This is a genomic window from Arthrobacter monumenti, from assembly GCF_054511255.1.
Genome location: NZ_JBTNCY010000003.1, coordinates 300,161 through 324,791 on the forward strand (window position 1 = coordinate 300,161; position 24,631 = coordinate 324,791).

The 24,631-nt window shown below is 62.7% G+C and carries 27 protein-coding genes and 3 tRNA genes; 18 read left to right on the forward strand and 12 right to left on the reverse strand.

The window, feature by feature from the left end; translation table 11 throughout:
* The first annotated feature begins 109 nt into the window (after nt 1-109).
* Nucleotides 110-712 carry a copper resistance CopC family protein gene (locus ACX80B_RS06170; protein WP_459294140.1) on the forward strand — a complete coding sequence of 201 codons (603 nt, stop codon included), beginning with the start codon at nt 110-112 and terminating at the stop codon, nt 710-712.
* Between the two features lie 80 nt (nt 713-792).
* On the opposite strand, the gene ACX80B_RS06175 is transcribed toward ACX80B_RS06170, so the two are convergent.
* Nucleotides 793-1,377: an NAD(P)-binding protein gene (locus ACX80B_RS06175; protein ID WP_459294142.1), complete on the reverse strand. Its 585-nt coding sequence runs from the start codon at nt 1,375-1,377 to the stop codon at nt 793-795.
* A 354-nt stretch (nt 1,378-1,731) separates the two neighbouring features.
* Between ACX80B_RS06175 and ACX80B_RS06180 the strand changes: the two genes are divergently transcribed.
* On the forward strand, nt 1,732-2,751 hold the full coding sequence (locus ACX80B_RS06180; protein WP_459294144.1) for a universal stress protein: 1,020 nt from the start codon (nt 1,732-1,734) through the stop codon (nt 2,749-2,751).
* Between the two features lie 26 nt (nt 2,752-2,777).
* Here ACX80B_RS06180 and ACX80B_RS06185 read toward each other — a convergent pair whose 3' ends face one another.
* Nucleotides 2,778-3,701 carry a cation diffusion facilitator family transporter gene (locus ACX80B_RS06185; protein WP_459294146.1) on the reverse strand — a complete coding sequence of 308 codons (924 nt, stop codon included), beginning with the start codon at nt 3,699-3,701 and terminating at the stop codon, nt 2,778-2,780.
* A gap of 23 nt (nt 3,702-3,724) precedes the next feature.
* Nucleotides 3,725-4,090 (reverse strand): metallopeptidase family protein, encoded by a 366-nt coding sequence (locus ACX80B_RS06190; protein ID WP_459294318.1) that lies wholly within the window; start codon nt 4,088-4,090, stop codon nt 3,725-3,727.
* Nucleotides 4,091-4,253: 163 nt separating this feature from the next.
* Here ACX80B_RS06190 and ACX80B_RS06195 point away from each other — a divergent pair.
* The 9 genes from ACX80B_RS06195 (at nt 4,254) to ACX80B_RS06235 (ending at nt 8,327) form a co-directional block, all read left to right on the forward strand.
* Nucleotides 4,254-4,326, forward strand: a tRNA-Glu gene (locus ACX80B_RS06195).
* A gap of 59 nt (nt 4,327-4,385) precedes the next feature.
* Nucleotides 4,386-4,459: transfer RNA gene (locus ACX80B_RS06200), tRNA-Asp, on the forward strand.
* Between the two features lie 55 nt (nt 4,460-4,514).
* Nucleotides 4,515-4,590 (forward strand) — tRNA-Phe (locus tag ACX80B_RS06205).
* 213 nt (nt 4,591-4,803) lie between these two features.
* A complete protein-coding gene (locus ACX80B_RS06210) occupies nt 4,804-5,790 on the forward strand; it encodes an ICP22 family protein (protein WP_459294148.1) in 987 nt (328 codons plus the stop codon).
* A 234-nt stretch (nt 5,791-6,024) separates the two neighbouring features.
* Entirely contained in the window at nt 6,025-6,456 is a 432-nt protein-coding gene (locus ACX80B_RS06215) for an Asp23/Gls24 family envelope stress response protein (protein ID WP_459294320.1), read from the forward strand.
* Between the two features lie 65 nt (nt 6,457-6,521).
* A complete protein-coding gene (locus ACX80B_RS06220) occupies nt 6,522-6,713 on the forward strand; it encodes a DUF2273 domain-containing protein (RefSeq protein ID WP_026535581.1) in 192 nt (63 codons plus the stop codon).
* A 5-nt stretch (nt 6,714-6,718) separates the two neighbouring features.
* Nucleotides 6,719-7,120 (forward strand): hypothetical protein, encoded by a 402-nt coding sequence (locus ACX80B_RS06225; RefSeq protein WP_459294322.1) that lies wholly within the window; start codon nt 6,719-6,721, stop codon nt 7,118-7,120.
* A complete protein-coding gene (locus ACX80B_RS06230) occupies nt 7,117-7,719 on the forward strand; it encodes a DUF6286 domain-containing protein (protein ID WP_459294151.1) in 603 nt (200 codons plus the stop codon). The genes ACX80B_RS06225 and ACX80B_RS06230 overlap by 4 nt, the downstream gene beginning before the upstream one ends.
* Nucleotides 7,716-8,327 carry an Asp23/Gls24 family envelope stress response protein gene (locus ACX80B_RS06235; protein ID WP_459294153.1) on the forward strand — a complete coding sequence of 204 codons (612 nt, stop codon included), beginning with the start codon at nt 7,716-7,718 and terminating at the stop codon, nt 8,325-8,327. The genes ACX80B_RS06230 and ACX80B_RS06235 overlap by 4 nt, the downstream gene beginning before the upstream one ends.
* A 13-nt stretch (nt 8,328-8,340) precedes the next feature.
* Here ACX80B_RS06235 and ACX80B_RS06240 read toward each other — a convergent pair whose 3' ends face one another.
* Nucleotides 8,341-10,071, reverse strand: coding sequence for a glycoside hydrolase family 13 protein (locus ACX80B_RS06240; RefSeq protein WP_459294155.1), 1,731 nt, complete (start codon nt 10,069-10,071; stop codon nt 8,341-8,343).
* A 181-nt stretch (nt 10,072-10,252) separates the two neighbouring features.
* Here ACX80B_RS06240 and ACX80B_RS06245 point away from each other — a divergent pair, with 181 nt between their 5' ends.
* The 5 genes from ACX80B_RS06245 to ACX80B_RS06265 all read left to right on the forward strand — a co-directional run bounded on the left by ACX80B_RS06245 (nt 10,253) and on the right by ACX80B_RS06265 (nt 14,920).
* Complete coding sequence (locus ACX80B_RS06245; protein ID WP_459294157.1) at nt 10,253-11,554, forward strand: ABC transporter substrate-binding protein; 1,302 nt, start codon at nt 10,253-10,255, stop codon at nt 11,552-11,554.
* 86 nt (nt 11,555-11,640) lie between these two features.
* Complete coding sequence (locus ACX80B_RS06250; protein ID WP_459294159.1) at nt 11,641-12,669, forward strand: carbohydrate ABC transporter permease; 1,029 nt, start codon at nt 11,641-11,643, stop codon at nt 12,667-12,669.
* 23 nt (nt 12,670-12,692) lie between these two features.
* Nucleotides 12,693-13,565: a carbohydrate ABC transporter permease gene (locus tag ACX80B_RS06255; RefSeq protein WP_459294324.1), complete on the forward strand. Its 873-nt coding sequence runs from the start codon at nt 12,693-12,695 to the stop codon at nt 13,563-13,565.
* Nucleotides 13,566-13,620: 55 nt separating this feature from the next.
* Nucleotides 13,621-13,848: a hypothetical protein gene (locus ACX80B_RS06260; protein ID WP_459294161.1), complete on the forward strand. Its 228-nt coding sequence runs from the start codon at nt 13,621-13,623 to the stop codon at nt 13,846-13,848.
* Between the two features lie 79 nt (nt 13,849-13,927).
* Nucleotides 13,928-14,920, forward strand: a complete 993-nt coding sequence (locus ACX80B_RS06265) for a LacI family DNA-binding transcriptional regulator (protein ID WP_459294326.1) — start codon at nt 13,928-13,930, stop codon at nt 14,918-14,920.
* A 63-nt stretch (nt 14,921-14,983) separates the two neighbouring features.
* Here ACX80B_RS06265 and ACX80B_RS06270 read toward each other — a convergent pair whose 3' ends face one another.
* Nucleotides 14,984-15,844, reverse strand: coding sequence for a hypothetical protein (locus ACX80B_RS06270; protein ID WP_459294163.1), 861 nt, complete (start codon nt 15,842-15,844; stop codon nt 14,984-14,986).
* A 4-nt stretch (nt 15,845-15,848) separates the two neighbouring features.
* Nucleotides 15,849-16,646: an exodeoxyribonuclease III gene (locus ACX80B_RS06275; RefSeq protein WP_459294165.1), complete on the reverse strand. Its 798-nt coding sequence runs from the start codon at nt 16,644-16,646 to the stop codon at nt 15,849-15,851.
* A gap of 112 nt (nt 16,647-16,758) precedes the next feature.
* Here ACX80B_RS06275 and ACX80B_RS06280 point away from each other — a divergent pair, with 112 nt between their 5' ends.
* Nucleotides 16,759-17,169: a VOC family protein gene (locus ACX80B_RS06280; RefSeq protein ID WP_459294167.1), complete on the forward strand. Its 411-nt coding sequence runs from the start codon at nt 16,759-16,761 to the stop codon at nt 17,167-17,169.
* A gap of 266 nt (nt 17,170-17,435) precedes the next feature.
* Here the strand turns inward: ACX80B_RS06280 and ACX80B_RS06285 are convergent, their stop codons facing one another.
* The 6 genes from ACX80B_RS06285 to ACX80B_RS06310 form a co-directional block, all read right to left on the reverse strand.
* Nucleotides 17,436-17,987: a flavin reductase family protein gene (locus ACX80B_RS06285; RefSeq protein WP_459294169.1), complete on the reverse strand. Its 552-nt coding sequence runs from the start codon at nt 17,985-17,987 to the stop codon at nt 17,436-17,438.
* A gap of 221 nt (nt 17,988-18,208) precedes the next feature.
* A complete protein-coding gene (gene nadE, locus ACX80B_RS06290) occupies nt 18,209-19,030 on the reverse strand; it encodes an ammonia-dependent NAD(+) synthetase (protein WP_459294171.1) in 822 nt (273 codons plus the stop codon).
* Between the two features lie 74 nt (nt 19,031-19,104).
* Nucleotides 19,105-20,100, reverse strand: a complete 996-nt coding sequence (locus ACX80B_RS06295; RefSeq protein ID WP_459294173.1) for a sugar phosphate isomerase/epimerase family protein — start codon at nt 20,098-20,100, stop codon at nt 19,105-19,107.
* Nucleotides 20,101-20,128: 28 nt separating this feature from the next.
* Nucleotides 20,129-21,289, reverse strand: coding sequence for a Gfo/Idh/MocA family protein (locus ACX80B_RS06300; protein ID WP_459294175.1), 1,161 nt, complete (start codon nt 21,287-21,289; stop codon nt 20,129-20,131).
* 76 nt (nt 21,290-21,365) lie between these two features.
* Nucleotides 21,366-22,490: a Gfo/Idh/MocA family protein gene (locus ACX80B_RS06305; RefSeq protein ID WP_459294177.1), complete on the reverse strand. Its 1,125-nt coding sequence runs from the start codon at nt 22,488-22,490 to the stop codon at nt 21,366-21,368.
* Nucleotides 22,491-23,222: a sugar phosphate isomerase/epimerase family protein gene (locus tag ACX80B_RS06310; RefSeq protein WP_459294179.1), complete on the reverse strand. Its 732-nt coding sequence runs from the start codon at nt 23,220-23,222 to the stop codon at nt 22,491-22,493.
* Nucleotides 23,223-23,395: 173 nt separating this feature from the next.
* Between ACX80B_RS06310 and ACX80B_RS06315 the strand changes: the two genes are divergently transcribed.
* A complete protein-coding gene (locus ACX80B_RS06315) occupies nt 23,396-24,607 on the forward strand; it encodes an ROK family transcriptional regulator (RefSeq protein WP_459294181.1) in 1,212 nt (403 codons plus the stop codon).
* Nucleotides 24,608-24,631: the final 24 nt, after the last annotated feature.

A 24,631-nucleotide genomic window follows, 5' to 3' on the forward strand; every position in this document is an offset into this window, starting at 1 on the left:
ACGACGGCGGATGGTCCTTGAGAATCCTACCGCCCATAGCGAACTGGCCGACTTTCAGCGGCTGATATGTCCTACGCTGGTATGGAAGACATCGTCGAGAGGCAACACCGTGCAACGAGCATCCGCTGCAGTATCCATCCGCAGGGCCCTGGCCGCCCTCTTCGTGGCGCTGTTGGGCCTGATGGTGCCGGTTTCGGCCGCGTCGGCCCACGATTCCCTGGCGGAGTCGAGCCCCAAGGATGGACAGAGTCTGCAGAGTGTTCCCGATGCGATCAAGCTCACCTTCACGGATACCCCCATCGCCCTCGGCTCCGAAATCAAGGTCCAGGATGAAAATGGCAAAGATTGGGCCATCGGCGACGTGGAAATAGTGGACAAAGTCGCCACCCAGGCGATCAGCCCGGATGCTCCCGGCGGAAAATACACCGTGACCTGGCGCGTCGTGTCCTCGGACTCGCACCCGATTGAAGGGGTCTTCGAATTCACCGCGGCCACCGGCGGCCCAGGCGGTGCCGAGGTGTCTTCCCAACAGCCCGTTGAATCTCCCTCAGCCGAGGCTGGATCAGAAAGTCAGACCGTAGACCCCGATGAGCCTGCCACAGTCTTCCCGACCACGTTTGTGGTCATCATGGGCGTGGTTCTGGTGGTCCTGGTGATCATCATTGGCATCATGGCCCGGCGTCGTTTGGGCAGGAACGACGACGGCGGCTGACACCCGCTGACAGGCTGGCTTCACCCTTGGTTGGCTGCCGCATAACGTTTTTGGGACAACGGCTGGCTGCCGCAAACGTCTTAGGCGATGGCTGTCGGCCCGGAGCTGATCATGCGTTCGGAGACGATCGCTTCGCTGACAACTTTCGCCTGGTGCACGATCTCCCGGGTGGTGGGGGCGAGCAGGTCTCCGATACCCACCAGATGGAGGCCGATGGCGCGCATCGCGGCCAGGAAATCACAGCCGGCGGTGATCCCGACTGATTTCAGCACCCGTCGGATTTGATTCTGTGGGCAGTTCGTCAGCACGATGCTGTCAGCCATCAGGACTCCCTGTTCGGTTTGCACCGCCCATTTGCGCGGCTGGGTGCCGTCCGTGGGATGCCCGGTGCCGCCGTCGTTCTGTTGGAGGATGAGATCCTCGGCGTGGATGTCTTTCCGGATATCGACTGCGTGATTGCTGGCGTAGGTCCGCAGCAATCTCAGCAGGTCGGCGCGCTCATGCAACATCGATGGGTCGGCGGGGCTGCGGTGTGTGCTGCAGTCTCCGAGGAGCCCGCCGCAACCGGACACCACAATCGCGGCGACGCCTTTGCGGCTCAACTCACTGGCAACTGCCAGGCCGGACAGACCTGAACCGATGACCACCGTGGTCGTAGACTCCATGGCCGCTGACGTGCATGGCGCATTGCCCACTACTGGAACCTCCCCGAACGGTAGGAGAACAGGCCCATTGAGCAGCCCCCAGTTGCGGCTCTTCAATAGGTAAGCGAAATGACCCGGTCACAGGCGTGACCGCTGGAGATTCCCCGGCGGTAATCCCGGCGCGGAACACTGATCCGAGCCTACAGAATTCTTCGGCTGCCCGGTAGCGGCCGGCCGGTTCTCCACAGGGGCAATAGCGTATGAAGTGTGATTTCCACAGTTGTAGGACGTCGCTGCTGTGTGGTCGGTCACTTGAAGGTAAGCTTGAAGCAGGCGGAATCAACGCCCTCGGGGGCAGTCTAGGAGGCACCGGCCATGAGCGAGAAAGCCGGACACAGTCGGGACGGAAGGAAGCCGCGCGGGATCGTGGTGGGAGTTGATGGCTCCGACCAAAGTGTCTGCGCACTCATTTGGGCCGCCAAGGAGGCTCAGCGCCGTCGTGCACCATTGCATCTGGTAACCGCGTATACGGTTCCGATTTTCGCCGCTTCCGGACTTGACGGAGGCTATGCCACAGTCGACGACGCTGTGATCCGCGATGGCGCGGAAACTGTGCTTCGGCAGGCCGCCGCCAAGGTGGCGGATTACGACGTCGAGGTGCATGCCACTGTGGAAACCGGCGATGCCGCCGGCGTGCTGCTTGAGCTGTCCGAAGAAGCCGAGCTCATGGTGGTCGGTTCCCGGGGCCGGGGTGGCTTCATGGGCAGGTTGCTCGGCTCGGTCAGCAGCGCCTTGCCAGCCCATGCCAAATGTCCCACAGTCACCATTCCGCTGTGCAGCGCGTCGCGGCTGGAAGAAGCAGGTATCGAAGCCCCACAGGAGCGCGACGGGCAGCCGGCCACGAGTGCGGCGGATGTGGAGCCTGTGGTCCTGGTCGGCGTCGACGGCTCGGAGCAGGCGCGTGCGGCCGTTCTGGTGGCCGCCGAACAGGCCGTGCGGTGGCGGCGCCCATTGCGGATGATTTGTTCCGTTCCGCCGTTTACCGGCTCGTTGGCCTGGGTGCCGGCGCCGTTGGATCGCGAGGCTCTCTACGCCGACATCCAGGTGCAGCTGAACGCCGGCAAGGCTTGGCTGCAGAGCCACTTCCCGGGCCTGGATATTTCGCATCAGGTCGTCGATGGAGCCCCGGTTGAGGTGCTGATTGAAGCGTCCAGGACGGCGGAGCTGCTGGTGTTGGGCTCCCGTGGCCGGGGAGGGTTTGCCGGCATGCTGCTCGGCTCCACCAGCCAGGGCGTCATGCACCATGCCAAGGGGCCACTCATGGTGGTGCCCGACCGTACGGATCCGCGACTGGCCAACCGGCCCGACTTCGGCCCGCTGCTCGGCTCCAGCTGACCGGCTCGATGGCGCCATGCCACGGCTCAGGCGTGCTGCTCCCGTTCGTGCCGGGCGTGGGCCTGGGGTTCCAGCTGGAAGGTGCAGTGCTCGGTGTCGAAATGGCTGCCCAGGCACTCGCACAGCCGGTCCAGGATACGGTCCGCGCCGCCGGCGTCGAACGCCTCATTGCCGATCACCACATGCGCGGAAAACACCGGCACGCCCGAGGTGATGGTCCAGATGTGGATGTCATGCACGTCCGTCACGCCGTCGACACTGAGGATGTGCTCGCGGACCATGTCCAGGTCCACATTCTTGGGGGTCGCCTCCAGCAGCACGTGAACGACGTCCTTGAGCAGGCTCCACGCCCGCGGCAGGATCATCAGGGCGATCAGGATCGAGGCCCACGTGTCGGCTTGGGTGTAGCCGGTGGTGGCAATGACGACGGCGGCGATAATGACGGCGATCGACCCAAGCAGGTCTCCGAGGACTTCCAGATAGGCCCCGCGGACGTTGAGGCTCTCCTTCTGACCGCCGCGCAGGATCAGCAATGAGACGAGGTTCGCCACCGCACCTATTACAGCCGCGGCCAGCATGATCCCTGTCTCCACTTCCGGCTCTGAACCGAACCGGCGGAGAGCTTCGATAAAGATCACTACTGCGATGACGATCAAGACCAGGGCGTTCGCCAGGGCGGCCAGCACCTCGGCGCGTTGATACCCATAAGTGCTGCGGTCGCTGGCGGGCCTGGTGGCAATCCAGGAAGCCAGCAGCGCGATCGAAACCCCCGCGGCGTCGGAGAGCATATGTCCGGCGTCGGCCAGCAGTGCCAGAGAGCCGGACAAAGCGGCGCCGGCGACCTGGATAACAACCACTGTGAGGGTAATAGCGACGACGATGAACAGCCGTTTGCGGTGCTTGCCCGTGGCGGTGCCGGGCTGGATCCCGTGAGTGTGACTGTGCCCCATGGGTTAAGGCTATCGCCCGGCCGTCATCCCCAGCCCAGCTCGTGCAATCGTGCGTCATCAATGCCGAAATGGTGGGCCACTTCATGAACGACCGTCACGAGTACTTCCTCGATGACTTCTTCACGGCTTTCGCACATTTCAAGGATCGCTTCGCGGAAAATGACAATCCGGTCCGGCAGCGAACCTGCTTCCCACCAACCGTCCCGTTCGGTCAGCGGAGTTCCCTCATAGATGCCCAGCAGCACCGTGTCTGGGTCCTCGCCAGGGGCAGGTTCATAGTTGTCTTCTATGAAGATGGCGACGTTGCTCATTGCATTGGCCAGGTCTTCCGGTATGCGGTCAATCGCGTCGTCGACCGCCGCCTCGAATTCTTCCTCGGGCATCTCCATCACCTTCCATTTCTACCCTGTCCCGGGGGCCGGCGCGACGACGGCCGATGGAAGATACGCTCCATTTTGTTTAATCGGCCGCTGGGCCCTATGCTTTTATAGGTCCACAACGGGAAGGTTCCCTCGATGCGAATCGGGCGGAGTTTCGCGTGTAGTGTCCGATGCCCCCATCGTCTAGCGGCCTAGGACACCGCCCTTTCACGGCGGCGGCACGGGTTCGAATCCCGTTGGGGGTACTGCAGGAGTAACTTTCCTGTGTGTTGAGGCTGGTAGTATTGACCAGTCTTGTTAGTAAGGCCCTGTAGCGCAGTTGGTTAGCGCGCCGCCCTGTCACGGCGGAGGTCGCGGGTTCGAGTCCCGTCAGGGTCGCATTGGCGTTCCGGCCAAAAACCGGATCGTCACGGCGCCAGTAACAGTGGCGCCGGGCTCTGTAGCTCAGTTGGTAGAGCGTTCGACTGAAAATCGAAAGGTCACCGGATCGACGCCGGTCGGAGCCACCATCGGCGCTTACGGGCGCCGGAAAGACCAAGGCCTGACGTGCGACGTCGGGCCTTTTTTGGATTTAATGCCACCAGCAGCGAGGGGCGTGCAGAACCCCGGGCGTAGCCGGAACGTGGTTCGCAAACTCCAAAGCGTTACAGAGACGGGATGTTGGAATCCGGTCGGGCCGGATCGGCCGGTTGTATTCTGGAGGGACCGTTTTGGAGGGCGTCATGAACCAGTTCGACGGCCGGAAAGGCCTTGCGATATCGATGCATTCGCGTGGCATGGAATGTGCGCCTGAGGCTTTCGGGAACCGTCACCGCTCCGCACGCGCTCTCCTTCCTTCCACCCTTCTCACTGCTGCTCTCGTCCTGACCGGTTGCTCCGGCGCCGGTAGCACCGAGGGCGAAAGCCTGCCGGGAGAGAACCAAATCTCGACAGAGGGCAGCTCAGTGGGAGCCGTTCCGACCACCGCTGATGCCGGCGATGCACCCATGGGCCCATACGGCGGCGGTGATTCCGGCCCGGACGAGGGCGGCAGCGTTGCTGGTGAGGCGGACTCGAGCCAAGGTGCGGGGCCGGGCGACGGAGACTCCGGTAACCCCGCCGGTGGCGCGGACACAAATCCAGGTCCGGAAGGCAGCGATAGTCCAGACGCCAAAGACGCAGGGGCGGACGGCCCCTCCGCAGATGATCCTATTGCGGATGGCGGAGCCAACCAGCCTGGCGGCGCGAACCCAAGCGGCGGCGCGGATGCTGGTGCCGCAGACCCAACGGACGAGGCAAACGGCACCGGCAGCTCCACCGGTGATGAACCGGATGCTAATGAGGACACCGCCGACAAGACCCTTGAGGATGGTCGGGACAATGAAGAGAGCGCCGACAGCGACGAAGCGTCCGCCGGTGCCGCCGTCAGCGGGGCCTTTGAGAACATGAGCAAGGCCTGCAAAGCGATCAGTGCCCAAATGCTCTCGATCGCCTTCGCCCCATTGACTTACTCGTACGGCGGAGGCCGGGCGGAAGCCAAGCAAGCGGTGAGCGAGTTGACCCAGCTCAAGGAAAAGGTGCCGGCCGAACTTCGCGACGATTTCCATGAGGTGGAGCAAGTCTTCGCCAAGAGTGGTCATGCATACGCCAACTTTGACGAGGCGGCCTTCGAGCAGGCGGTCATTCCGATCGAGGAGTGGGTCATGGAGAACTGTCCCAAACTGCGCTGACCGAACTGCTTCTAACCGCATTTTCTCCACATTTCAGCATCGGTGTTTTTCTGCCCTGCAGAGGCACGCGACGGGCTAGGGTGGAGCTAACAGAAAGGGTGGATGATGGTCGACGACGATGCCCGCTCCAGTGGCGCCCACACAACTGAGATCCGAACCGAGCCCTTAACCGGCCCGGACCAAAACTTCCGTTCCACGGCTGCTGACGCGGGTGATAGTGCGGGGCAGGCCGAAGTGCTCGGGAAGAACAGTCCGCAGACGTCGCGCGCGCAGCAGGCCGCTGCGGAGAACGCGACCGGCCGGACTGTCATTTCGGATGTCGCCGTAGCCAAGGTGGTGGGTATCGCGGCGCGTCAGGTCGAAGGCGTCTACGCGCTGGGTACCGGAGGATCACGTGCCCTCGGAGCCCTGCGCGACGCCGTCGGCAGCAGCGATCTAACCCACGGCGTACGCGTCGAGGTCGGTGAGACCCAGGTCGCGGTCGATATTAATCTCGTGGCCTCGTATGGAAATCCGCTTCAGGATGTTGCGAACCAGGTCCGCGCAGCCGTCTACACTGCGGTGCAGGATCTCGTCGGATTGAGTGTGATCGAGGTGAACGTCGAGATCAACGATGTGAACGTACCCGGCGTCAACGACGGCAAGCAGCAGGCGAATGAGAAGTAGCGGCAGGGCGGATGGAACGTTGGCGATTAGTGGTCTTTGAGTCATACAGGAAGTGAGGGATTCGAATGAATCTCACCGTCATTGGCATCGGTATAGGCGCCATTCTTGCGTTCACCGCATTGTTGTTCCAGTTCTGGGGCTTCCTGCTCATGGTGGTCTTCATGGCCGTCGGAGCATTGCTGGGGCGGGCAGCCGAAGGCAAGCTTGATCTACGCGGTGTCCGGGACGCCCTGACCGGGCGGCGATCCTCCTCGTGACGGAGCTGGCTTCCCGGGCGGAAACCGTTCGCAATGCCGCGCGCGCCGGAGACAGATCGGGATATTCGGGACACAACCGGATCAGCACACAGGCGCTGACGAGTGTTGCACAGGCCGCCGCTTCGGAGGTGCTGAGGGTTCCGGGGGACCAGATACGGGCCACTTGGCGGGATGACACCGGCCTGCTCGCTCTTTCGCTGGTACTGCCAATTGAAATCCCTTCCCTAACCCGCGTCGCTCGTGACCCGTCGGCGCTCGACAACATCGGCGGTTCAATCTGGGAGCGGGGGCTGGCGGCCAGGGAAATTATCCTGGAAAAAATCACCCACCTGACCGGTTCCCAGTTGAGCCGGGTCGACATCCGGATAACCGGTGTACGGGTCAAGGAGGGCGGACGCGTCCAATGAGTGCAGAGAAAACCGAGCGTGCTCCGGATCCGGCTACGGCAGGAATCCTGCGCAGGGAAACGCATGCCTCCCGTGCCGCAGCGTCCGTGCTGGCAGCCGGCCTGGTAACCGTTTTCGCCGTCTATTGCCTTTTCGAGGCGGCGTTGAAGGCCTTCGGTCAGGAACCGTGGCTGCTGGCGCCCGAGCAGGCTTGGGAATGGATCAGTAACCTGCCGTCCGGAGTTGATCCCTTGGCCTTGGGTGCCGTCGGCGCGTTGATCTTCCTCCTGGGGCTGTACTTTTTCCTGAATGCCGTGTTGCCCGGCCGCCGCTCACGGCACATCATCCCGAATCCCCGTGCCGCCGTCGTCGTCGATAATGAAGTCATTGCATCCTCACTGGCGAGGCGGGCACGTGCGGAGGCAGGAGTGACGCCGGAACAGGTGCTGGTCACAGTCTCCCGGCGGTTGGTTGAAGTCAATGTCAGGCCGACGTCGGGCATCCCTGTGAATGAGGGCGCCATCGCCGAAGCTGTGGAGGACGAGCTGGTCCGGACGCCGGTCAAGCCGCTGCCCGACGTCAAAGTCAAGGTCTCGGCTGAAGGAGTGATCGGCGTATGAACGGCACTCCGCGCGCCCTCAACCGGTTCCTGCTGGGAATCATCGGCGCTATTCTGCTGACGATTGGCGCATTGGCGCTGGCTCTGGCCATCGTTCCGGCAGCCGGCCCTTGGTGGCACAGCGTTGCAGATGTAATCCAGAGCCGGACACACGCGCTTTTTGAACAGACGACCCTCGAGGGCCAGCGGGACAGCTGGCTGTGGATTGTGCTGGCTGTGCTCACCGTGCTGTTGATTGTGGGCATGGTGGCGTGGGCGGCTAATCAAGGCAAGGGCAGGACGAGCGACTTTGCCGGGGACTTTGGCCGGGAGCGCGACGGTGGACGCGTGCTGATCAACGGCTCCGTGGCGGAACAGGCGCTCAAGGGTGCGCTCGCGGAGCGGACTGATCTGGTCAATGCAACTGTGGCAGCCTACAGGATCAAGGGTGAACCGGGACTGCGCGTCCGGTTGCATCCGCGTCCGGGAGTGGCGCCGTACATCATTGCCGAAGAAGTATCTGAACTGGTGTGCGCGCTTGACGCCGTCGTCGGGATCAGCCGACCGGTGCTGATCAGCATGGGCGCCGGGGCGCGGACGAAGTTCGTCCGCGCCGAACGCGTCCGCTGAGCTGACGTCCTGGCTACTTCTCCGGCAGCATCCATACGGCGGCGTCCGGTGCGAGCCGGGTGCCATCCACCGCGTCAGGGCTGCTGGAAAGTGCCACGTTGTGGTCGCCAGGCAGGTCAACAGGTCCGGTGCCCAGATTGGCGAAAACCAAGACCGGTCCATTATTGAACGACAGGACGCCGTCGTCCGGTTTGTTCAGCGGTGACCACTCCAGAACCCCGGCACCGAGCTGGTATTCGGCGCGGAACGCCAGCGCGGAGCGGTAGAACTCGAGAGTGGAACCGGCAATGCCTTCCTGCCGGTCAACCGCGTACCGCTTGAAGCTCGCCGGCTGGGGCAGCCAGGGACCGGCGTCGCTGGCGGTGTAATCGCCAAATCCGTAACCCGGGGCGTCCGAGCGCCACGGCAGTGGAACCCGGCAACCGTCTCTGCCCTTTTCCGCGCCTTGGGTCCGGAAAAACGAAGGATCCTGGCGGACATGGCTGTCCAGCGCGGTGTGCTCGGGCAGGCCGAGTTCTTCACCCTGGTAGATATAGGCGGAGCCGGGCAATGTGAGCATGAGCAGCGTGGCCGCCCTCGCCCTTGCCAGCCCGAGTGCTTCGTCCGGCTGCTCGTCGCCGGGCCCGACCCCCTTCGGGAAGTTTGTCGGGTCCTGGAGGCCAAAGCGGGTGGTGTGGCGGATGGTGTCGTGGTTGGACAACACCCAGGTGCTCGGCGAGCCGACGGAGGAAGCAGCGCTGAGCGATTCCTCGATGCTCTTGGCCATCCGGCGCGCATCCCAGCCGGCCAGCAGGAAATCGAAATTGAAGGCCTGCTGCATCTCATCCTGGCGGATGTAGCGGGCGAGCCGTTCTGCCGGTTCCACCCAGGCCTCTGCGACGAGCATTCTGTTCCCGGGATATTCGGACAGGACCTCGTTCCAGCGGCGGTAGATGTCATGCACGCCGTCCTGGTCGAACATTGGTGAGCGGCCGGCGTCGGACTCGGCCGGACCGCCCATCCGGGCCTGCTCCTCATCCTCGATATTGGTTGCTTCGACCGTCGGGCTCTCACCCTCGACCATCCCGGCTTGTCCGCTCCAGTCCGGCAGCCCTTCCTCTTTAACCAGGCCATGGGCGACGTCGATGCGGAAACCGTCGGCACCCCGGTCAAGCCAGAAACGGAGGACGGAAATCATCTCTTCCTGGACTTCGGGGTTCTCCCAGTTCAGATCCGGCTGCTTCGAGTCGAACAGATGCAGGTACCACTGCGGACCCAACTCTGAGCCGTCGTCGACCTCCATCAGCCTGCTCCAGGCCGGACCGCCGAAGACCGACTGCCAGTTATTGGGCGGCTGCTTTCCGTGTTCGCCCTTCCCGTCGCGGAAGATATACCGGTCACGGGCGCGGGAACCACGCTTCGAGTTCAGCGCTTCCTTGAACCAAACGTGCTCATCCGAGGTGTGATTGGGAACGAGATCCACGATGACACGGATTCCACGTTCGTGCGCGGCGGCGAGCATGGTGTCGAAGTCCTGAAGGGTTCCAAACAGCGGATCGACGTCGCGGTAATCGGCGACGTCGTAGCCGGCGTCGGCCTGCGGGGAGACATAGAAAGGGGATAACCAGATGGCATCAATGCCCAGTTGCGCCAAATAGGGCAGCCGCTCGGTGACTCCCGCGAGGTCGCCCATGCCGTCGTCGTCAGCGTCTGCAAACGACCGCGGATAGATCTGGTAAATCACCGCGTCGGACCACCACGGCACGGATCGCTCTGATCGCTCGGAGGCTCGCCTCGCGGATGGAGTCTGCTGGAGGTCAGTCAAGGGAGACCTTTCGACGTCGATTTACGTAAGCGCTTGCATTGATGTGAATCACATTACTAATATGATGCTCATCACTCAACCGGCCTTCGTATTCAGGCGGCCGTCTCAACGAGGAGAGTTTATGTTCAATAGTAAGAGACTTGCCCCGGTCGCTGCGGCCGGCGTTCTGGCCCTTGCCCTGACGGCATGCGGCGGATCCACAGGCGGCGGCGGTGGCGGTGGCGGCGGCGGAGAAGCCGACGGACCGGCCTCCCAGAACCTGGATGCACGCGGACCAATTACCTACGTACAGGGCAAGGACAACAGCGACGTTGTCCGGCCCTTGATCAAAAAGTGGAATGAGGCGCACCCGGACGAGAAGGTCACCTTCAAGGAGCAGTCCGACAGTGCCGACCAGCAGCACGACGACCTGGTCCAGAACTTCCAGGCCCAGAACGAAGAATACGACGTGATGAGCGTCGACGTGATCTGGACCGCTGAATTCGCAGCCAAGGGCTGGCTGCAGCCGCTCGAGGACGAGCTCGCCATCGAAACCGGCGACATGCTGCCGGCCACGGTCGCCAGCGGCACCTACAACGACACCCTCTACACCGCGCCCCAATCCAGCGACGCCGGCCTGCTCTACTACCGCAAGGATCTGGTGCCCAAGGCGCCGGAGACGTGGGAAGAAATGATGGGCATGTGCGACATCGCCGAAGAAAACGACATGGGCTGCTACGCCGGCCAGTATGCCAAGTATGAGGGCCTGACTGTCAACACCGTCGAGGCGATCAACACCGCCGGCGGCGACATCCTCGACGACAGCGGCAAGCCGACGCTCGAGACCCCCGAGGCGAAGGCCGGTCTGACCAACCTGGTCGAGGGATTCGAGACCGGGAACATTCCGGAGCAGGCCATCACCTTCATGGAGGAACAAAGCCGCATCGCGTTTCAGGACGGCGACCTGCTGTTCCTGCGCAACTGGCCGTACGTCTACGGCCTGGCCAAGAACGAGGAATCCTCGAAGGTGCAGGATAAGTTCGCCATCGCCCCGCTGCCGGGCCGTGATGGACCAGGCGCCTCCGCCCTCGGCGGACACAACGTGGGCATCAGCGTCTACTCGGACAACAAGGCGACGGCGCATGACTTCGTCGAGTTCATCACCAGCCCGGAGACGCAGAAGTTCTATGCGCTGCAGGGCTCCCTGGCCCCGGTGCTGACGGATCTGTATGACGATCCGGAACTCGTCAAGGAACTTCCGTACCTGCCCGTGCTGAAGACCTCGATCGAGAATGCCGTGCCGCGTCCGGTGACGCCGTTCTATCCGGCCGTCTCAAAGGCGATCCAGGATAACGCTTATGCCGCCCTGCAGGGGGAGAAATCGGTGGATCAGGCATTGGCGGATATGCAGCAAGCTATTACGTCAGCCGCAGCCGGATCTTAGGCAAAGCCTGAGGGCGGGGCCGCGGTCCCGCCCTCAGGTCCGAACGAAGCACGCGCAGGCGATATTGCCTGCGCGGGAGGAGGACCATGGCTGTCCAGGCAGTACCAGTAGGCGATGCCGAGAAGCCCCCCGGGGATAAATCGGGCTCATCCGGTAACGAAAAGCGCAAAATTCCCGGTCAGGGCCGTTGGGCGGCGCTGTTCATAGCGCCGACGCTGGTGCTCCTCGCCGTCGTGATTCTGTATCCGATCATCAGCGCCATCGTGATGTCGCTCCAGCAGGATGCAGGGCTGGATCCGGCGACCGGCTTGTTCACCGAGGGCGGGTTTGCCGGTCTTACGAACTACTCCCAGTGGCTGTTGCAGCAATGTGCGGCGGTCGGCGGGGGCACGGTTCCTTGTGCTCCTGGAAGCCTGGGGGCACAGTTCTGGTCTGCCACCGGAGTCACGTTCTTCTTCACCATTGTCACGGTGGCGATGGAGACGGTGTTCGGTTTCTGGATGGCCCTGATCATGGCCCGCGCTTTCAAGGGCCGTGGCATTCTGCGCGGTGCCGTGCTGGTGCCGTGGGCAATTCCGACGGCGGTCACGGCCAAGTTGTGGTTCTTCATCTTCGCGTTCAACGGAGTGGCCAACAACCTGTTCAACACCACGATTCTGTGGACCGGCAGCGAGTGGCCGGCCCGGTTCGCCATCATTATTGCCGACGTGTGGAAGACCACGCCGTTCATGGCGTTGCTGATCCTGGCCGGGCTGCAGATGATCCCGGGCGATGTCTACGAGGCAGCCAAGGTCGACGGCGCATCGGCCTGGCAGAGGTTCGTGCACATTACGCTCCCGCTGGTGAAGCCTGCGTTGATCGTGGCGATCCTGTTCCGCGTACTCGATGCCATGCGGATGTACGACCTGCCGGCGATCCTGACCGGAGGCGCGAATGGCACGACGACTTTGTCGATTCTGGTCGTTGAGCAGATCCGGCAGGGCTTCAACAGTGCGGCCGCGTTGTCGACGATCACGTTCATCATTATCTTCCTGGTCGCGTTCATCTTCATTAAGTTCCTCGGCGCCAACGTCGTTGCGGACAGCACGTCCGGCGGAAAGGCGAAAATCAAGTGAGTACACTAACCAGCACCGCCGACGTGGAGACCGGGCCCGACAGCGCTCCGAAGCGGCGTGCCCGAAGCCGTGCCAGATGGGCGAGTATCCGCACGTATGCCAGCGCCGCGGTGATTTTCATCTGGTGCATGGCGCCGTTCTACTGGATGATGGTGACCGCGTTCCGCGAGGTCCAGTACACCTTCGAAATGACGTTGTGGCCGACCCACCCGACCCTGAACAACTTCGTCACCGCGTTCTCCGAAGAGTTGGGAAACCATCTGGGCAGGGCGTTGTTCAACAGCCTGTTCATCGGCGTCTGCGTGACCGTCATCGGTCTGGCCGCCGGCGTTTTCGCAGCCTACGCGCTGGCCCGGTTGGAGTTCCCGTACAAGTTCATGGTGCTGGGAGTCATCCTCGGAGCGTCGATGTTCCCCGGCGTCGCACTGGTGACTCCGTTGTTCCAGCTCTTCACAGACATTGGCTGGATGGGCACCTATCAGGCACTGATCATTCCGAGTATCTCCTTCGTCCTGCCGCTGACCGTTTATGTACTGACGTCCTTCTTCCGCGAAATGCCGTGGGAACTTGAGGAAGCGGCGCGTATCGACGGTTGCACCAAGTCGCAGGCGTTCCGCAAGATCATCATGCCGCTCGCGGCTCCGGCGGTATTCACGACGGCGATCCTCGCCTTCATCGCGTCCTGGAACGAGTACCTGCTCGCCAGTCAGCTCGCCAGCGATGCGACCCAGCCGGTCACCGTTGCAATCGCGTCCTTTGCGGGCAGCCAACCGCACCAGGAACCGTACACGGCAGTGATGGCGGCAGGAACCATTGTCACCATCCCGCTGGTCATCATGGTGTTGATCTTCCAGCGCAAGATCGTCGCGGGCCTGACCGCAGGTGGTGTGAAGTGACCGTCCACGGCGCGCCGAGGGACAGTCGCTCCAGCGGTGCTGATCGGATAACGGCATGGTGAAGAACCGGAAGGCCGAGCGCAAGGCCGAGAATATCGACATCCTGATCGGTCTTCTCGGCTTCTTCGCCGCGGTCCTCGTCGTCGTCACTATCATTGCGCAGCTTTCGGGTGAGCCCGCCGTCGGATGGGCATTGCTGTTGCTCCTGCTCGTCCTGGTCATTTGGTGGCTGGTCAAGAAGCGGCCAGGCAATCCATCGTCCGGAAGCGGGAACCGACATTAGCGCAACTAAGGGGGAGACGTCCAAGGAGGAGGCCACCAAGGGGGAGGCGGCGCCGGCAGTCAGTATTGACGACGTCGCAATAGCAGCTGGAGTCTCCACGGCCACTGTCTCACGAGCCGTCCGGGGCATCCCCGGCGTATCGGCGGCCACCCGTGACCGCGTGCTCAAGATCGTCGAGCGGCTCGGGTACGTGCCGTCGTCGTCCGCCTCAGGCCTGGCCTCCGGCAGGACCATGACGATGGGGGTCGTGGTGCCGATGATCGACCGTTGGTATTTCGCCACGGCCCTCGGCGGCGCCGACCGGGCTTTGCGGGCCGCCGGCTATGACCTGATGGTCTTCAACCTGGGCGGCGCCGGAGGCAACCGTGAACGGGTGTTCCACCGTTCGATGCTGCGCAAACGCATCGATGCCCTTCTGGTGATGTGCATGTCGCTGACCGAAGAGGAACTGGTGTCGCTGCGGGCGCTGGACTCGCCCTCGATTGTTGTCGGTTCCAATCTGGAGGGGGTGCGCCACGTCAGCATCGACGATCCCGTTGCCGTCCGGGACGCCGTCGAGCACCTGATCGGGCTGGGCCACCGCGATATTGCGCATCTGCAAGGCACCGGGGAGTACGGTTTCGATTTTTCCGTACCGCTGCTGCGCAATCAGGCGTTCGAGGCAACGATGCGGGCGCACGGTCTTCCGGTCCGGCCGGAATGGACCGCCCTGGGCAATTTCAGGACCGCGGACGGCAAGGCCGCTGCGGCCCGGCTTCTGAGCGACCCCGGGAACCGTCCGACGGCGATATTCGCCTCCTCCGATGAGATGGCCTTCGGCGTCATGATGGCTGCCGCGGAGCGGGGCATCCGGATTCCGGAGGAGTTGTCAGTCGTCGGTATCGATGACCATGAACTCTCTGAACCGGCGGGACTGACAACCATCCGGCAACGGCCTGACGAGCAGGGCGCCTTCGCCGCTGGTCTGCTGCTGGCCGAACTGGCCGGCGCCCCGCGGGTTCAGCCTGGGGTCCAGCCGCATGAACTGGTGGTGCGCAGGTCAACAGCCCCGCCGCCGTCGGTTACGACATAGCGGCGGCGGACGCGCTCGCGGAGTTGTCGGGAGCTGCAACGGACGCGCCGCCGTCGAGGTTTTCTAAGACGCGCGTCCGAGCTGCCGGACCGGAATCCACCGGCTGGCCAGGCGTCGGTAGGCCGCGGCCGCGCCCGTCATGTCGCCTTCGGCCAGGGCCTCGATTCCCTGCCGGACGTCGTACGGTGACTCGTCCGGGAACACGACGTTGGCCACTGCACCGTAGTCGAGTTCGATAATCGAGTTGTCGTGGAAGTTTTCCATCCACGTCGAGAGTTCGCTCAGGTCCGCCAACAGATCGAGTTCCGGAGCGGCAGCGACAAGGTTGGTGCTGGCCTCCGCCGCCCGCTCCACCGCCTGGGTCAACGGAGCCGAAATGCGTACGGTCAGAACCCGGCCATGCTCTTCAACGACCTCGGAATGGTCATCCTCGTGGATCAGCGCGAACCAGCTGAACGGCACGCCCCAGGTCGCCGCGCGGGTATGGACTTTGTCGATCGAATCCGCCAATTCGTCCGGGTCGAGCCGGCTCTGGTGTGCCTCCCGTGCCGCCTCCGGCAGCAGGATGTTGGCCAACGGCCCCTTCATGTTCTCGATCAGCGTTTCCGCCGCCAGCGTGCTGCGTACCGAGAGCTGGCTGGGGCAGTAAAACGTCGACGTGATGCCCTCGGCCGACGGATAGTGCAGCACCCGGACGTCGTTGGTGGACCGGTGCGGAAAGGGGTCGGCAACCGTTCGCGCGATCCGGCTCAGCGAACTCTTCGCCTCGGCGGCATCGACGTCGGCCCTGTTCCGGTATCGTTGTTCCGTGAAGGTGAGCTGATCCTCGTCGGAGAACGCCTCCAACGGCTCGAAAATGCGCAGATTGGAGACATAGGGGAAGCCCCTGAAGTGGTCCTTGCCGCCGTCGTTATCCCCCGCCATCTACTTAACCCAGCTCCACGATGACGGGCGCGTGGTCCGATGGGCCCTTACCCTTGCGCTCCTCGCGGTCGATCATTGCCCCGGTGACACGCCCGGCCAGCGCGGGGGAGGCGAGGACGAAGTCAATGCGCATGCCCATCTTCTTGGGGAAGCTCAGCTGCTTGTAGTCCCAGTAGGTGTAGACGCCGGGGCCGGGCGTGTGCGGGCGGACGACGTCGGTGTAGCCCGCCTCGGCGAAGGCCGCGAAGGCCGCCCGCTCAGGCTCGCTGACGTGGGTGGCGCCCTCGAACGCGGCCATGTCCCACACGTCGTCGTCCTGCGGTGCGATATTGAAGTCACCCATCAGCGCGATCTGCTGCTCCGGGTCTTCGCCGAGCCATTTCTCAGCGTGTTCCTTGAGCGTGCCGAGCCAGGAAAGTTTGTACGGCATGTGCGGATCACCGACCGCGCGGCCGTTGGGCACATAGAGGCTCCAGATCCGGATGCCGCCACAGGTTGCGCCGATAGCGCGTGCCTCCGCCGTCGCCTCCTGCTCACCCTTGCCGAAGGTGGGCTGATCCGGGAAGGTCCGTTCGACATCCTGCAGACCCACCCGGGAGGCGATTGCAACGCCGTTCCACTGGTTTACGCCGAAGTGGGCGATCTCGTAGCCGTTGTTCTCGAACAGCTCCCAGGGGAATTTCTCGTCGTTGGATTTCGTCTCCTGCATCGCCAGCACGTCGACGTCGGAGCGCTGCAGCCAGGCTTCGACGCGGTCGGCCCGGGCACGGATAGAGTTCACATTCCAGGTAGCAATCTTCACATCCGCTACGTTACCGTTATTGCCCGGCATTTGAGGTCAGCAGCCTTACCAGGAAGTCAGCAACCTTAGCAGTACGTGCATTTTGCCGCCGACGGCTGGCATGATCGCAGGTATGGAGATTCTCAGCAGCCGGATCCTGCTCCGGGCGGAAGACCCACAGGCCAGCCAACGCTTCTTTCGGGACGTTCTCGGTCTGGCCGTCTACCGCGAATTCGGCAGTCCCGAGCACCCCGGCATGGTGTTCTTCCTCGGCAACGGTTTCCTCGAGGTCTCCGGACACCCGGAGAGCGGCGGCGGCGGTGGTGGTGGCGCGAGGGGCGCGACCGGGACCGTGCTGTGGCTACAGGTCCGGGACATCGAGGCCGAACACGAACGGCTCAGGAAAGCAGGAGCGACCATTACGCGCGAGCCGAGGCAAGAGCCATGGGGGCTGGTGGAAATGTGGCTGGACGGACCCGACGGCGTGCGGATCGTCGTCGTCGAAATTCCTGAAGACCACCCGCTCCGCCGCGACCAGCGGTAACTTCACGCGGGCAAAGCCGGGTCAGCCCCTTCGCCGCGGCAACCACGCCGAGTCAGCCCCCGAGCCGCGCCAACCATGCCGAGTCAGCCCCTCGCCTACACAGGAGCCCGCCGGTTCAGCCCCCTGGCCGCGAGTCAGCCCTCTGCAACCCCCTACCTGACGGGTTAGGCGCTGACTCGGCGTTTGAGCTGCGGGAGCGGTTGCCGGTGTGAGGCTGACACGCTGTCGGATGGCGTCCGGCGCAAACACTCGGGCCCCATTGAGTATCAGCGGGCCAACCGGCGATAGGACGAGGCGTGGTGGACCAGCGGATCCTGCGTCTGCGTTCCTGTGGCATCGCGGCCCATGGACACGACTTCGCCGATCACCAGCAGATGCGTGGCCGCTTCATGGATCTCCACGGTGCGCAGCTCGAAGAAGGCCAGTGCGCCGTCGATAATCACTGAATCTGTTGCCGGACCGCGCCGGTAGGGGACCTGGTTAAGGAGTCCGTGGAGCGGCGTTCCGGGACTGGCCAACCAATTCGCGGTGCCCTGATGCTGACTGCCGAGCAGGCTAAGCGCCCACACGCCGGCTTCCGAAACAGCATCGGCGATGCGGGCGCCGTCGAACAGGCTCACCAGTATGGTGGGCGGATCGTAGGAAACGGAGAGATATCCGGTTACGGTCGCGGCATAATCGTGATTCCGCAGGCGGGTGGAAATGATGGCGACGCCGGACGCGATGTCGGCGCTCAGCGTCCGGTACAGGTCAATGCTTTGCTGCGACGGCTGTGCTGTATCGAGCTGGTGGGCATTTAGTGTTCCGGAACTCTCCATCCAGCTACTATTACAGCTACCGGCCGTCATGGGCGAGGCTGGCGGAGATTGGACCTGGGGTCACAAGCGTTCGCTGGGGTCACAAGCGTTCGGCGCGGTCTTCCTCAACGAGCTGAGACAATCTGGCTGATCCGGGCAACGGCGGAAGCGGGGTGACGTCGGCTAAAGAGCCTTTGCCGGGGAGTCAGTTTTCCCTCGGCGATGTTCTCTCCATGTGAGCATTAGTGCCACCAGGTGTCGTCGATGGCCACAGGCAGGGTCCGCTTGTGGCGTGATGCCATGAAGCGGTGTTCCAGCCGTTCGGCCGCCTCGGCGCCGATGTCCTTGCCTTCGAGGTAGTCGTCGATGTCGTCGTAGGAGAGTCCAAGGCTTTCCTCATCCGTTTGGCCGGGATCTTCGTCCAGCAGGTCGGCCGTCGGTTTCTTCTCATAGAGCCGCTTCACGGCGCCGAGTTCCTTCAAGAGCGCCTTACCCTGCCGCTTGTTCAGGCCGGATAGGGGGAGGACGTCCGCAGCGCCGTCGCCAAATTTGGTGTAAAAACCCGTTATCGCTTCGGCCGCATGATCGGTGCCGATCACCAGCAGACCGTGCTGGCCGGCCAACGCATATTGGGCGATCATCCGCGCCCGCGCCTTGATGTTTCCCTTATTGAAGTCGGTGATTTTCTCGCCGGTCGTAGTGCGGTACTCATCCTCGAAGCCGTCCACGCCGGGAGCGATGTTGTACGTCCACGACGTCTTGGGCCTAATGAAGTCGAGGGCGAGTTGCGCATCGTCCTCATCGTGCTGCACCTTGTACGGCAAGCGCACGCCGACGAAGTTCGCCTCTCTGCCTTCTGCGGCGAGCTCGTCGGCGGCCAGCTGGCAAAGCTTGCCGGCCAGCGTCGAGTCCTGCCCTCCGCTGATGCCGAGCACGAAGCCCTTCATGCCGGTGGATTTCAGGTAGCTCTTCAGGAATGTGATCCGACGCCGGATTTCCGCTTCCGGATCGATGTACGGCTGTGCGCCGAGTTCAGCAATGATCTGAGCCTGGAGTTTCCGCATTTACTAAGCCTACTGGTGATGCGGGCCGATATGCAGGTTCGCATACAGCAGACCCGAATACCGCAGCCCCGGGATCACTGTTTGAAGGCGGCGTCGAACGAGGTTTCGGACGGGGCGAAATCGAACTTCTTCAGGAAGGCGAGTGCTTCCGGTGCGCCTTGCAGCCTGTCCATGCCGGCATCCTCCCACTCAACGGAGATCGGTCCGTCATAGCCGATGGCGGTCAACGCCCTAAAGCTCTCCTCCCATGGAACGTCGCCGCGTCCGGTGGAGACGAAGTCCCAGCCGCGTCGCGGATCACCCCACGGCAGGTGCGATCCGAGCCGCGTGTTCCGCCCGGTGATCCGCAGCTTCGTGTCCTTGCAGTCAACGTGGTAGATCCGGTCCTTGAAGTCCCAAATCAGACTGACCGGGTCGATGTCCTGCCACATCATATGGCTCGGATCCCAATTGATACCGAACGCCTCGCGGTGCCCGATCGCCTCCAGCGTCCGCACGGTCGACCAGTAGTCATAGGCAATTTCGGACGGGTGGACCTCATGGGCGAAGCGCACGCCACACTCGTCGAAGACGTCCAGGATCGGATTCCAGCGGTCGGCAAAGTCCTGGTACCCGGCGTCGATCACGTCCTGTGAAACCGGAGGGAACATCGCCACGTACTGCCAGATGGAGGAGCCGGTGAATCCGACGACCGTATCGACGCCGAGCTTCTTCGCCAGCCGTGCGGTCAGCTTCATCTCTTCGGCCGCGCGCTGGCGTACCCCTTCCGGATCGCCGTCGCCCCAAACTTTCGGCCCGACAATGTCTTTGTGCCGGAAGTCGATGGGGTCATCGCAGACCGCCTGGCCCTTCAGGTGGTTTGAGATAGCCCAGACCTTCAAACCATTCCGTTTCAGGATCTCCAGCCGGTCATGGATGTAGTCATCGTCGTCCCAGCGCCACGCATCCAAATGGTCTCCGGAAACCGCGATTTCCAACCCGTCGTAACCCCACTGGCCGGCGAGTTCGGCGACCTTCTCGAAGGGCAGATCGGCCCACTGGCCGGTGAAAAGAGTGTAGTTGCGTGGCATCTGTGCTCCTCGGTGACTTCTCGGTTGGCTAATGGTTAATATCGACGACGACGCTCGCCTTGGCCGCGCTGTTCTGCAGCGACTCCAGCACCCGTTGAACGGCCAGCCCATCCTCGAAGGACGGCTCCGGCGGAGTTCCGGACGCGATGGCGTTGATGAAGTCCGCCGCCTGCGACGTAAAAGTATGGTCCCAGCCGAGGATATGCCCCGTGGGCCACCATGCCTGCAGATAAGGATGCTCTTCCTCGGTAACCAGAATCCTGCTGAAACCCTGCCGTCCAGCCGGTGTACCGGCGTCGTAGTACTGCAGTTCATTCAGCGATTCCAGGTCGAACGCCAGACTGCCCGCCGAACCGAAGACCTCGATCTGGAGGGCATTCTTCCGGCCGGTCGCAAAACGGGAAACCTCCAGGCTCGCGACCGCGCCCGACGCCGTCCGTGCCGTTGCCCAGGCAGCGTCATCCACCGTGACGGGCTCCAGCCCGTGATCGCCGCTCCGCTCAGGAACAAACGTATTCAGGGTTCCGGAGATCGAAGTGAGCGGTTCCCCGAGCAGGTAGTGGATTTGGTCGATGGCGTGTGAGGCCAAGTCGCCGAGCGCCCCGGATCCGGCGGTTTCCTTGCGCAGCCGCCAGGAGATCGGCGCGCTCTCGTCGGACAACCAGTCCTGCAAGTACGAAATCTTGACCTGGCGGATCCGGCCCAGTGCGCCGTCGGCAATCATCTGTTTCGCCTGTGCGAGCGCAGGAAGCCGGCGGTAGTTGAACCCGATCATGGACTGGATTCCCTTGGCCCTGGCATTCCGGGCCGCTTCGGCCATATCCGCGGCTTCGGTCAAGGTGTTGGCCATCGGCTTCTCCACCAATACGTGCTTGCCGGCCTCCAGCGCCGCAATGGCGATTTCAGCATGCAGATACCCAGGGGTGCAGACGTCCACGACCTGAATGTCGTCACGCTCCAGCACGGCCCGCCAATCGGTGGCGCTCTCTTGCCACCCGTACTGCTCCGCCGCGCCCTTCACTTGTCCCGCATCGCGGCCGACAAGCACGCGTTGGGCCACCGGTGGCCCGGGATAGAACGCATTGACGTTCCGCCACGCGTTGGAATGGGCCTTGCCCATGAAGGAATAGCCGACGACGGCGACACCCAGTGTGCCGTCTCTGGTTCCCGTTGAATCAGCGGACGTCATTGTTAATCTCCTAGAAAACAGGATAGTAATGCGGACCGGCACATCAAGGCGTGCCGGTCCGCAGGATCTGGCAGAATCAGGGCAGCGTGGCCTCGTAGGGGCTCCACTCCGCGTCGAGCGGCGGCAGTGGGTCGGTCGAACTATCCACATTGACGAATTCGCGTGTTTCCAGCGACTCGTTGATCGACACCATTGCGTCGAGTACGTGATAAGCCAACGTGCCGGGAGCACGATGGGGTTGTCCACTCCTGATAGCCCGTGCCATCTCGAGGGTTCCTGTGCCGCGGCCTGCCTCGGAACCGGTGGCCTCGATTGTTGTCCACTCATCCGAGCCGAGACGGTGGAGCCGGATCTGGCCGGTAAACATGTTGGGGTCAGGGAAAGCAATGGTTGCTTCCGTGCCCGTCACCTCGACAATACCGGCCCTCGGCAATGGGGAATCGAAGCTTAGGACGCTCTGTGAAGCTGCACCCGACTCGAATTCCGCCAGTGCACTGACGTGGGTGGGCGTGGTGACGTCGAAGATTTCTCCTGCCTTGGGGCCGGAGCCGATGGTCCTCTGTGTGCGGGACTTGCTGCCCAGGGCCGCGACTTTGGCAATGGATCCAAATGTCTGCACCAGAGTGGTCAGGTAGTAGGGTCCGATATCGAACAGGGGACCCGCGCCATCCTGGAACAGGAAGGAAGGGTTCGGATGCCAGGACTCCGGCCCTGGGGATTGCATCAAGGTAAGTGCCGTCAGCGGAGTGCCGATATCGCCGCGTTCAATGATGCGGCGGGCGGTCTGCAAGCCGGCTCCGAGGAAAGTGTCTGGTGCACAGCCAAGACGCAGCCCGGCGTTTTCGGCTTCCTTGAGCAACTGCAGTCCGGTGCTGCGATCCAGGGAGAACGGCTTTTCCGACCAAACATGTTTGCCGGCGCGGATAGCGGCAGTAGCCACCTCCACGTGCGCCGATGGGATGGTCAGGTTGACCACGAGTTCGACATCCCGGTGCTGCAGGACGCTATCGACGTCGCCATGGTCTTCAATCCCATACTTCGCAGCCTGCGCGGCGGCCACATCCGGAAAGAGGTCGCCAATGACATGGACTTTCACATCCGGGAACTTCGTCAGGTTGTCCAAGTACTCATTGCTGATCGTTCCGGCGCCGATGATGCCGATGCCGACTGGCCCGGTAGGTGTTGAGGTTGTCGTGGCCATTTATTTGCCTGCCTTCAAGTAGTTGAAACTGTCCTGGACTGCGATGAAGACATCCCCATCGAAATCGTCCAGTTCGACCACGGCCAACTCCAGCTCCGGAGCGGCGGCGATTACGTCCCATACGGGCATTTGTCCGGATCCGACAGCGACCTGTTCCTTGTCGTTTTTCGTCAGGGGCCCGTCTTTTACGTGCAGGAACCGGACCCGGCTGCCAAGACGGCCAAGCAACGAGGCAACATCCTCTCCACCGACGGCCGCCCAGTAGGTGTCTACTTCGAGCACAACTTCCGGATTCAGGTATTCAGCGAGAACTTCAAGTCCGGAACGCCCGTCGATGCGGGCCTCCAGTTCGAATTCGTGGTTATGGTAGCCGACCCGGATTCCGTAGTCAGCGCCCCTTTTAGCTGCTGCATTGAGCTGCCGTGCGGTTTCCTGAATGTCTTCGCGGCTTTGCCACCGATCGGCAGGGACATGAGGATCGATGACGGTGGTGATGCCAAGTTTTTTGGCTGCCTCGAAAATCTCTTCCTGATCCGCACTGAGCAGCGGCGCATGTCCTGAAGGGGCCGTAAGCCCGTACTCGGCAAATGCTTTAGCGAGCTGATCTGCCGTGGCCACAAAGTTGTAGGGCTCGACGGCGGTATAACCGATCTCTGCTATCTGCTTGATGGTGCCGGGAAGATCCCTTTCCAACGCCGTTCGGACGGTGTACAGCTGTACCGAGTAGGTCACGACTCTCCTCTTTGTGAGTGTTGGGCAATCGCTTGCGCCGGTTCGGACTGCAAGCGAATGCATTGAATTCAACTTAGATCAGCTTTTGACGGAGGTCAAGCAAAAGTCGCGCGATTACTGTCAAACTTCGGTATGGATGACAGAGATAAACGGAACGTGCTATTCCTTGTTGCATGTCTACTGCGACGTATCTCGGCACCTCTTCCTCTCCCGGCACCGGGAATATGGCGCGGGCAGGAGAAATCTTCCAACTGCTGCGTGATGGCCGTGCCCGGACACGTGCAGAGCTTGCCGCGATCACCGGCCTTGCCCGGTCGACAGTAGCCATGCGGGTTGATGCGCTGATTGCCTGCGGTATTGTCGGCCCAGCGGGAGAAGCTGCCTCTTCAGGCGGACGTCCACCGTCCAGGTTCGCCTTTAATCCTGCCGCCCGGGTGGTCCTCGCCGCCGACGTCGGTGCGACTCACGTTATCGTCGCCCTAAGCGATTTGGACGGCACTGTGCTGGAGAAGCAGCAGGTGGAAATCGACATCGCCGACGGTCCAGAGGTCGTATTGGGATGGGTCATCGAGCATGGGCGGGCCTTGTTGGAGAAGGCTGGCCGCACCGACGTTGAACTGGCTGGCGTTGGCATTGGATTGCCCGGACCGGTCGAACACTTCACGGGGCGTCCGATAAATCCACCAATTATGCCTGGTTGGGACGGATTCGACGTTCCCGGATTCGTGCAGAGATCGTGGAACACGCAAGTGTTGGTGGACAACGACGTCAACATCATGGCACTCGGTGAGCAGGCAACATATTGGTCGAGTCATGAGAATCTGATGTTCGTCAAGGTGGCCACCGGAATCGGCGCTGGCATTATCAGCAGCGGCCAGCTCCAGCGCGGCGCGGTTGGAACCGCGGGCGATCTTGGACATGTCCGCGTTCCCCGCGGCGATGCGGTCCGTTGCCGTTGTGGCAATTATGGGTGCCTCGAGGCGCTTGCTTCCGGCCCGGCCGTATCAGCCGCGTTGACTGCTGCCGGAACGGAAGCGCGTTCAGGGGCCGAAGTTCTGGAATTGGCGCGAAGTGGGAACGATGCAGCCAGCGATGCCCTGCGTCAGGCGGGTCGCGACATTGGCGACGTCCTGGCCTCTTGTGTGAACCTGCTGAACCCGTCCATTATCGTTATCGGCGGAAGCGTCGCCAGTGCCGGCGAGCAGCTGATGGCCGGCATCCGGGAGGTCGTTTACCATCGCTCCCTGCCGCTTGCCACAGCCCATCTGCATATTGTGCTCTCGAAAGCTGGAGATCAAGCCGGCATTCTGGGAGCCAGCCGGATGGTAACGCAGCACGTACTTTCGCCATCCTCAATAGAGTCCCTGGTCGCGGGAACCGGATAGCTCCAGGGCGAGCCTGAGGCCGTT

What these genes read in the sequence shown, in the direction of transcription:
- ACX80B_RS06175 (WP_459294142.1), bottom strand. Translation starts at nt 1,377, where the DNA reads ATGGAGTCTACGACCACGGTGGTCATCGGTTCAGGTCTGTCCGGCCTG.
- ACX80B_RS06180 (WP_459294144.1), top strand. Translation starts at nt 1,732, where the DNA reads ATGAGCGAGAAAGCCGGACACAGTCGGGACGGAAGGAAGCCGCGCGGG.
- ACX80B_RS06185 (WP_459294146.1), bottom strand. Translation starts at nt 3,701, where the DNA reads ATGGGGCACAGTCACACTCACGGGATCCAGCCCGGCACCGCCACGGGC.
- ACX80B_RS06190 (WP_459294318.1), bottom strand. Translation starts at nt 4,090, where the DNA reads ATGGAGATGCCCGAGGAAGAATTCGAGGCGGCGGTCGACGACGCGATT.
- ACX80B_RS06210 (WP_459294148.1), top strand. Translation starts at nt 4,804, where the DNA reads ATGAACCAGTTCGACGGCCGGAAAGGCCTTGCGATATCGATGCATTCG.
- ACX80B_RS06220 (WP_026535581.1), top strand. Translation starts at nt 6,522, where the DNA reads ATGAATCTCACCGTCATTGGCATCGGTATAGGCGCCATTCTTGCGTTC.
- ACX80B_RS06230 (WP_459294151.1), top strand. Translation starts at nt 7,117, where the DNA reads ATGAGTGCAGAGAAAACCGAGCGTGCTCCGGATCCGGCTACGGCAGGA.
- ACX80B_RS06235 (WP_459294153.1), top strand. Translation starts at nt 7,716, where the DNA reads ATGAACGGCACTCCGCGCGCCCTCAACCGGTTCCTGCTGGGAATCATC.
- ACX80B_RS06245 (WP_459294157.1), top strand. Translation starts at nt 10,253, where the DNA reads ATGTTCAATAGTAAGAGACTTGCCCCGGTCGCTGCGGCCGGCGTTCTG.
- ACX80B_RS06250 (WP_459294159.1), top strand. Translation starts at nt 11,641, where the DNA reads ATGGCTGTCCAGGCAGTACCAGTAGGCGATGCCGAGAAGCCCCCCGGG.
- ACX80B_RS06260 (WP_459294161.1), top strand. Translation starts at nt 13,621, where the DNA reads ATGGTGAAGAACCGGAAGGCCGAGCGCAAGGCCGAGAATATCGACATC.
- ACX80B_RS06270 (WP_459294163.1), bottom strand. Translation starts at nt 15,844, where the DNA reads ATGGCGGGGGATAACGACGGCGGCAAGGACCACTTCAGGGGCTTCCCC.
- ACX80B_RS06280 (WP_459294167.1), top strand. Translation starts at nt 16,759, where the DNA reads ATGGAGATTCTCAGCAGCCGGATCCTGCTCCGGGCGGAAGACCCACAG.
- ACX80B_RS06285 (WP_459294169.1), bottom strand. Translation starts at nt 17,987, where the DNA reads ATGGAGAGTTCCGGAACACTAAATGCCCACCAGCTCGATACAGCACAG.
- nadE (WP_459294171.1), bottom strand. Translation starts at nt 19,030, where the DNA reads ATGCGGAAACTCCAGGCTCAGATCATTGCTGAACTCGGCGCACAGCCG.
- ACX80B_RS06295 (WP_459294173.1), bottom strand. Translation starts at nt 20,100, where the DNA reads ATGCCACGCAACTACACTCTTTTCACCGGCCAGTGGGCCGATCTGCCC.
- ACX80B_RS06300 (WP_459294175.1), bottom strand. Translation starts at nt 21,289, where the DNA reads ATGACGTCCGCTGATTCAACGGGAACCAGAGACGGCACACTGGGTGTC.
- ACX80B_RS06305 (WP_459294177.1), bottom strand. Translation starts at nt 22,490, where the DNA reads ATGGCCACGACAACCTCAACACCTACCGGGCCAGTCGGCATCGGCATC.
- ACX80B_RS06315 (WP_459294181.1), top strand. Translation starts at nt 23,396, where the DNA reads ATGTCTACTGCGACGTATCTCGGCACCTCTTCCTCTCCCGGCACCGGG.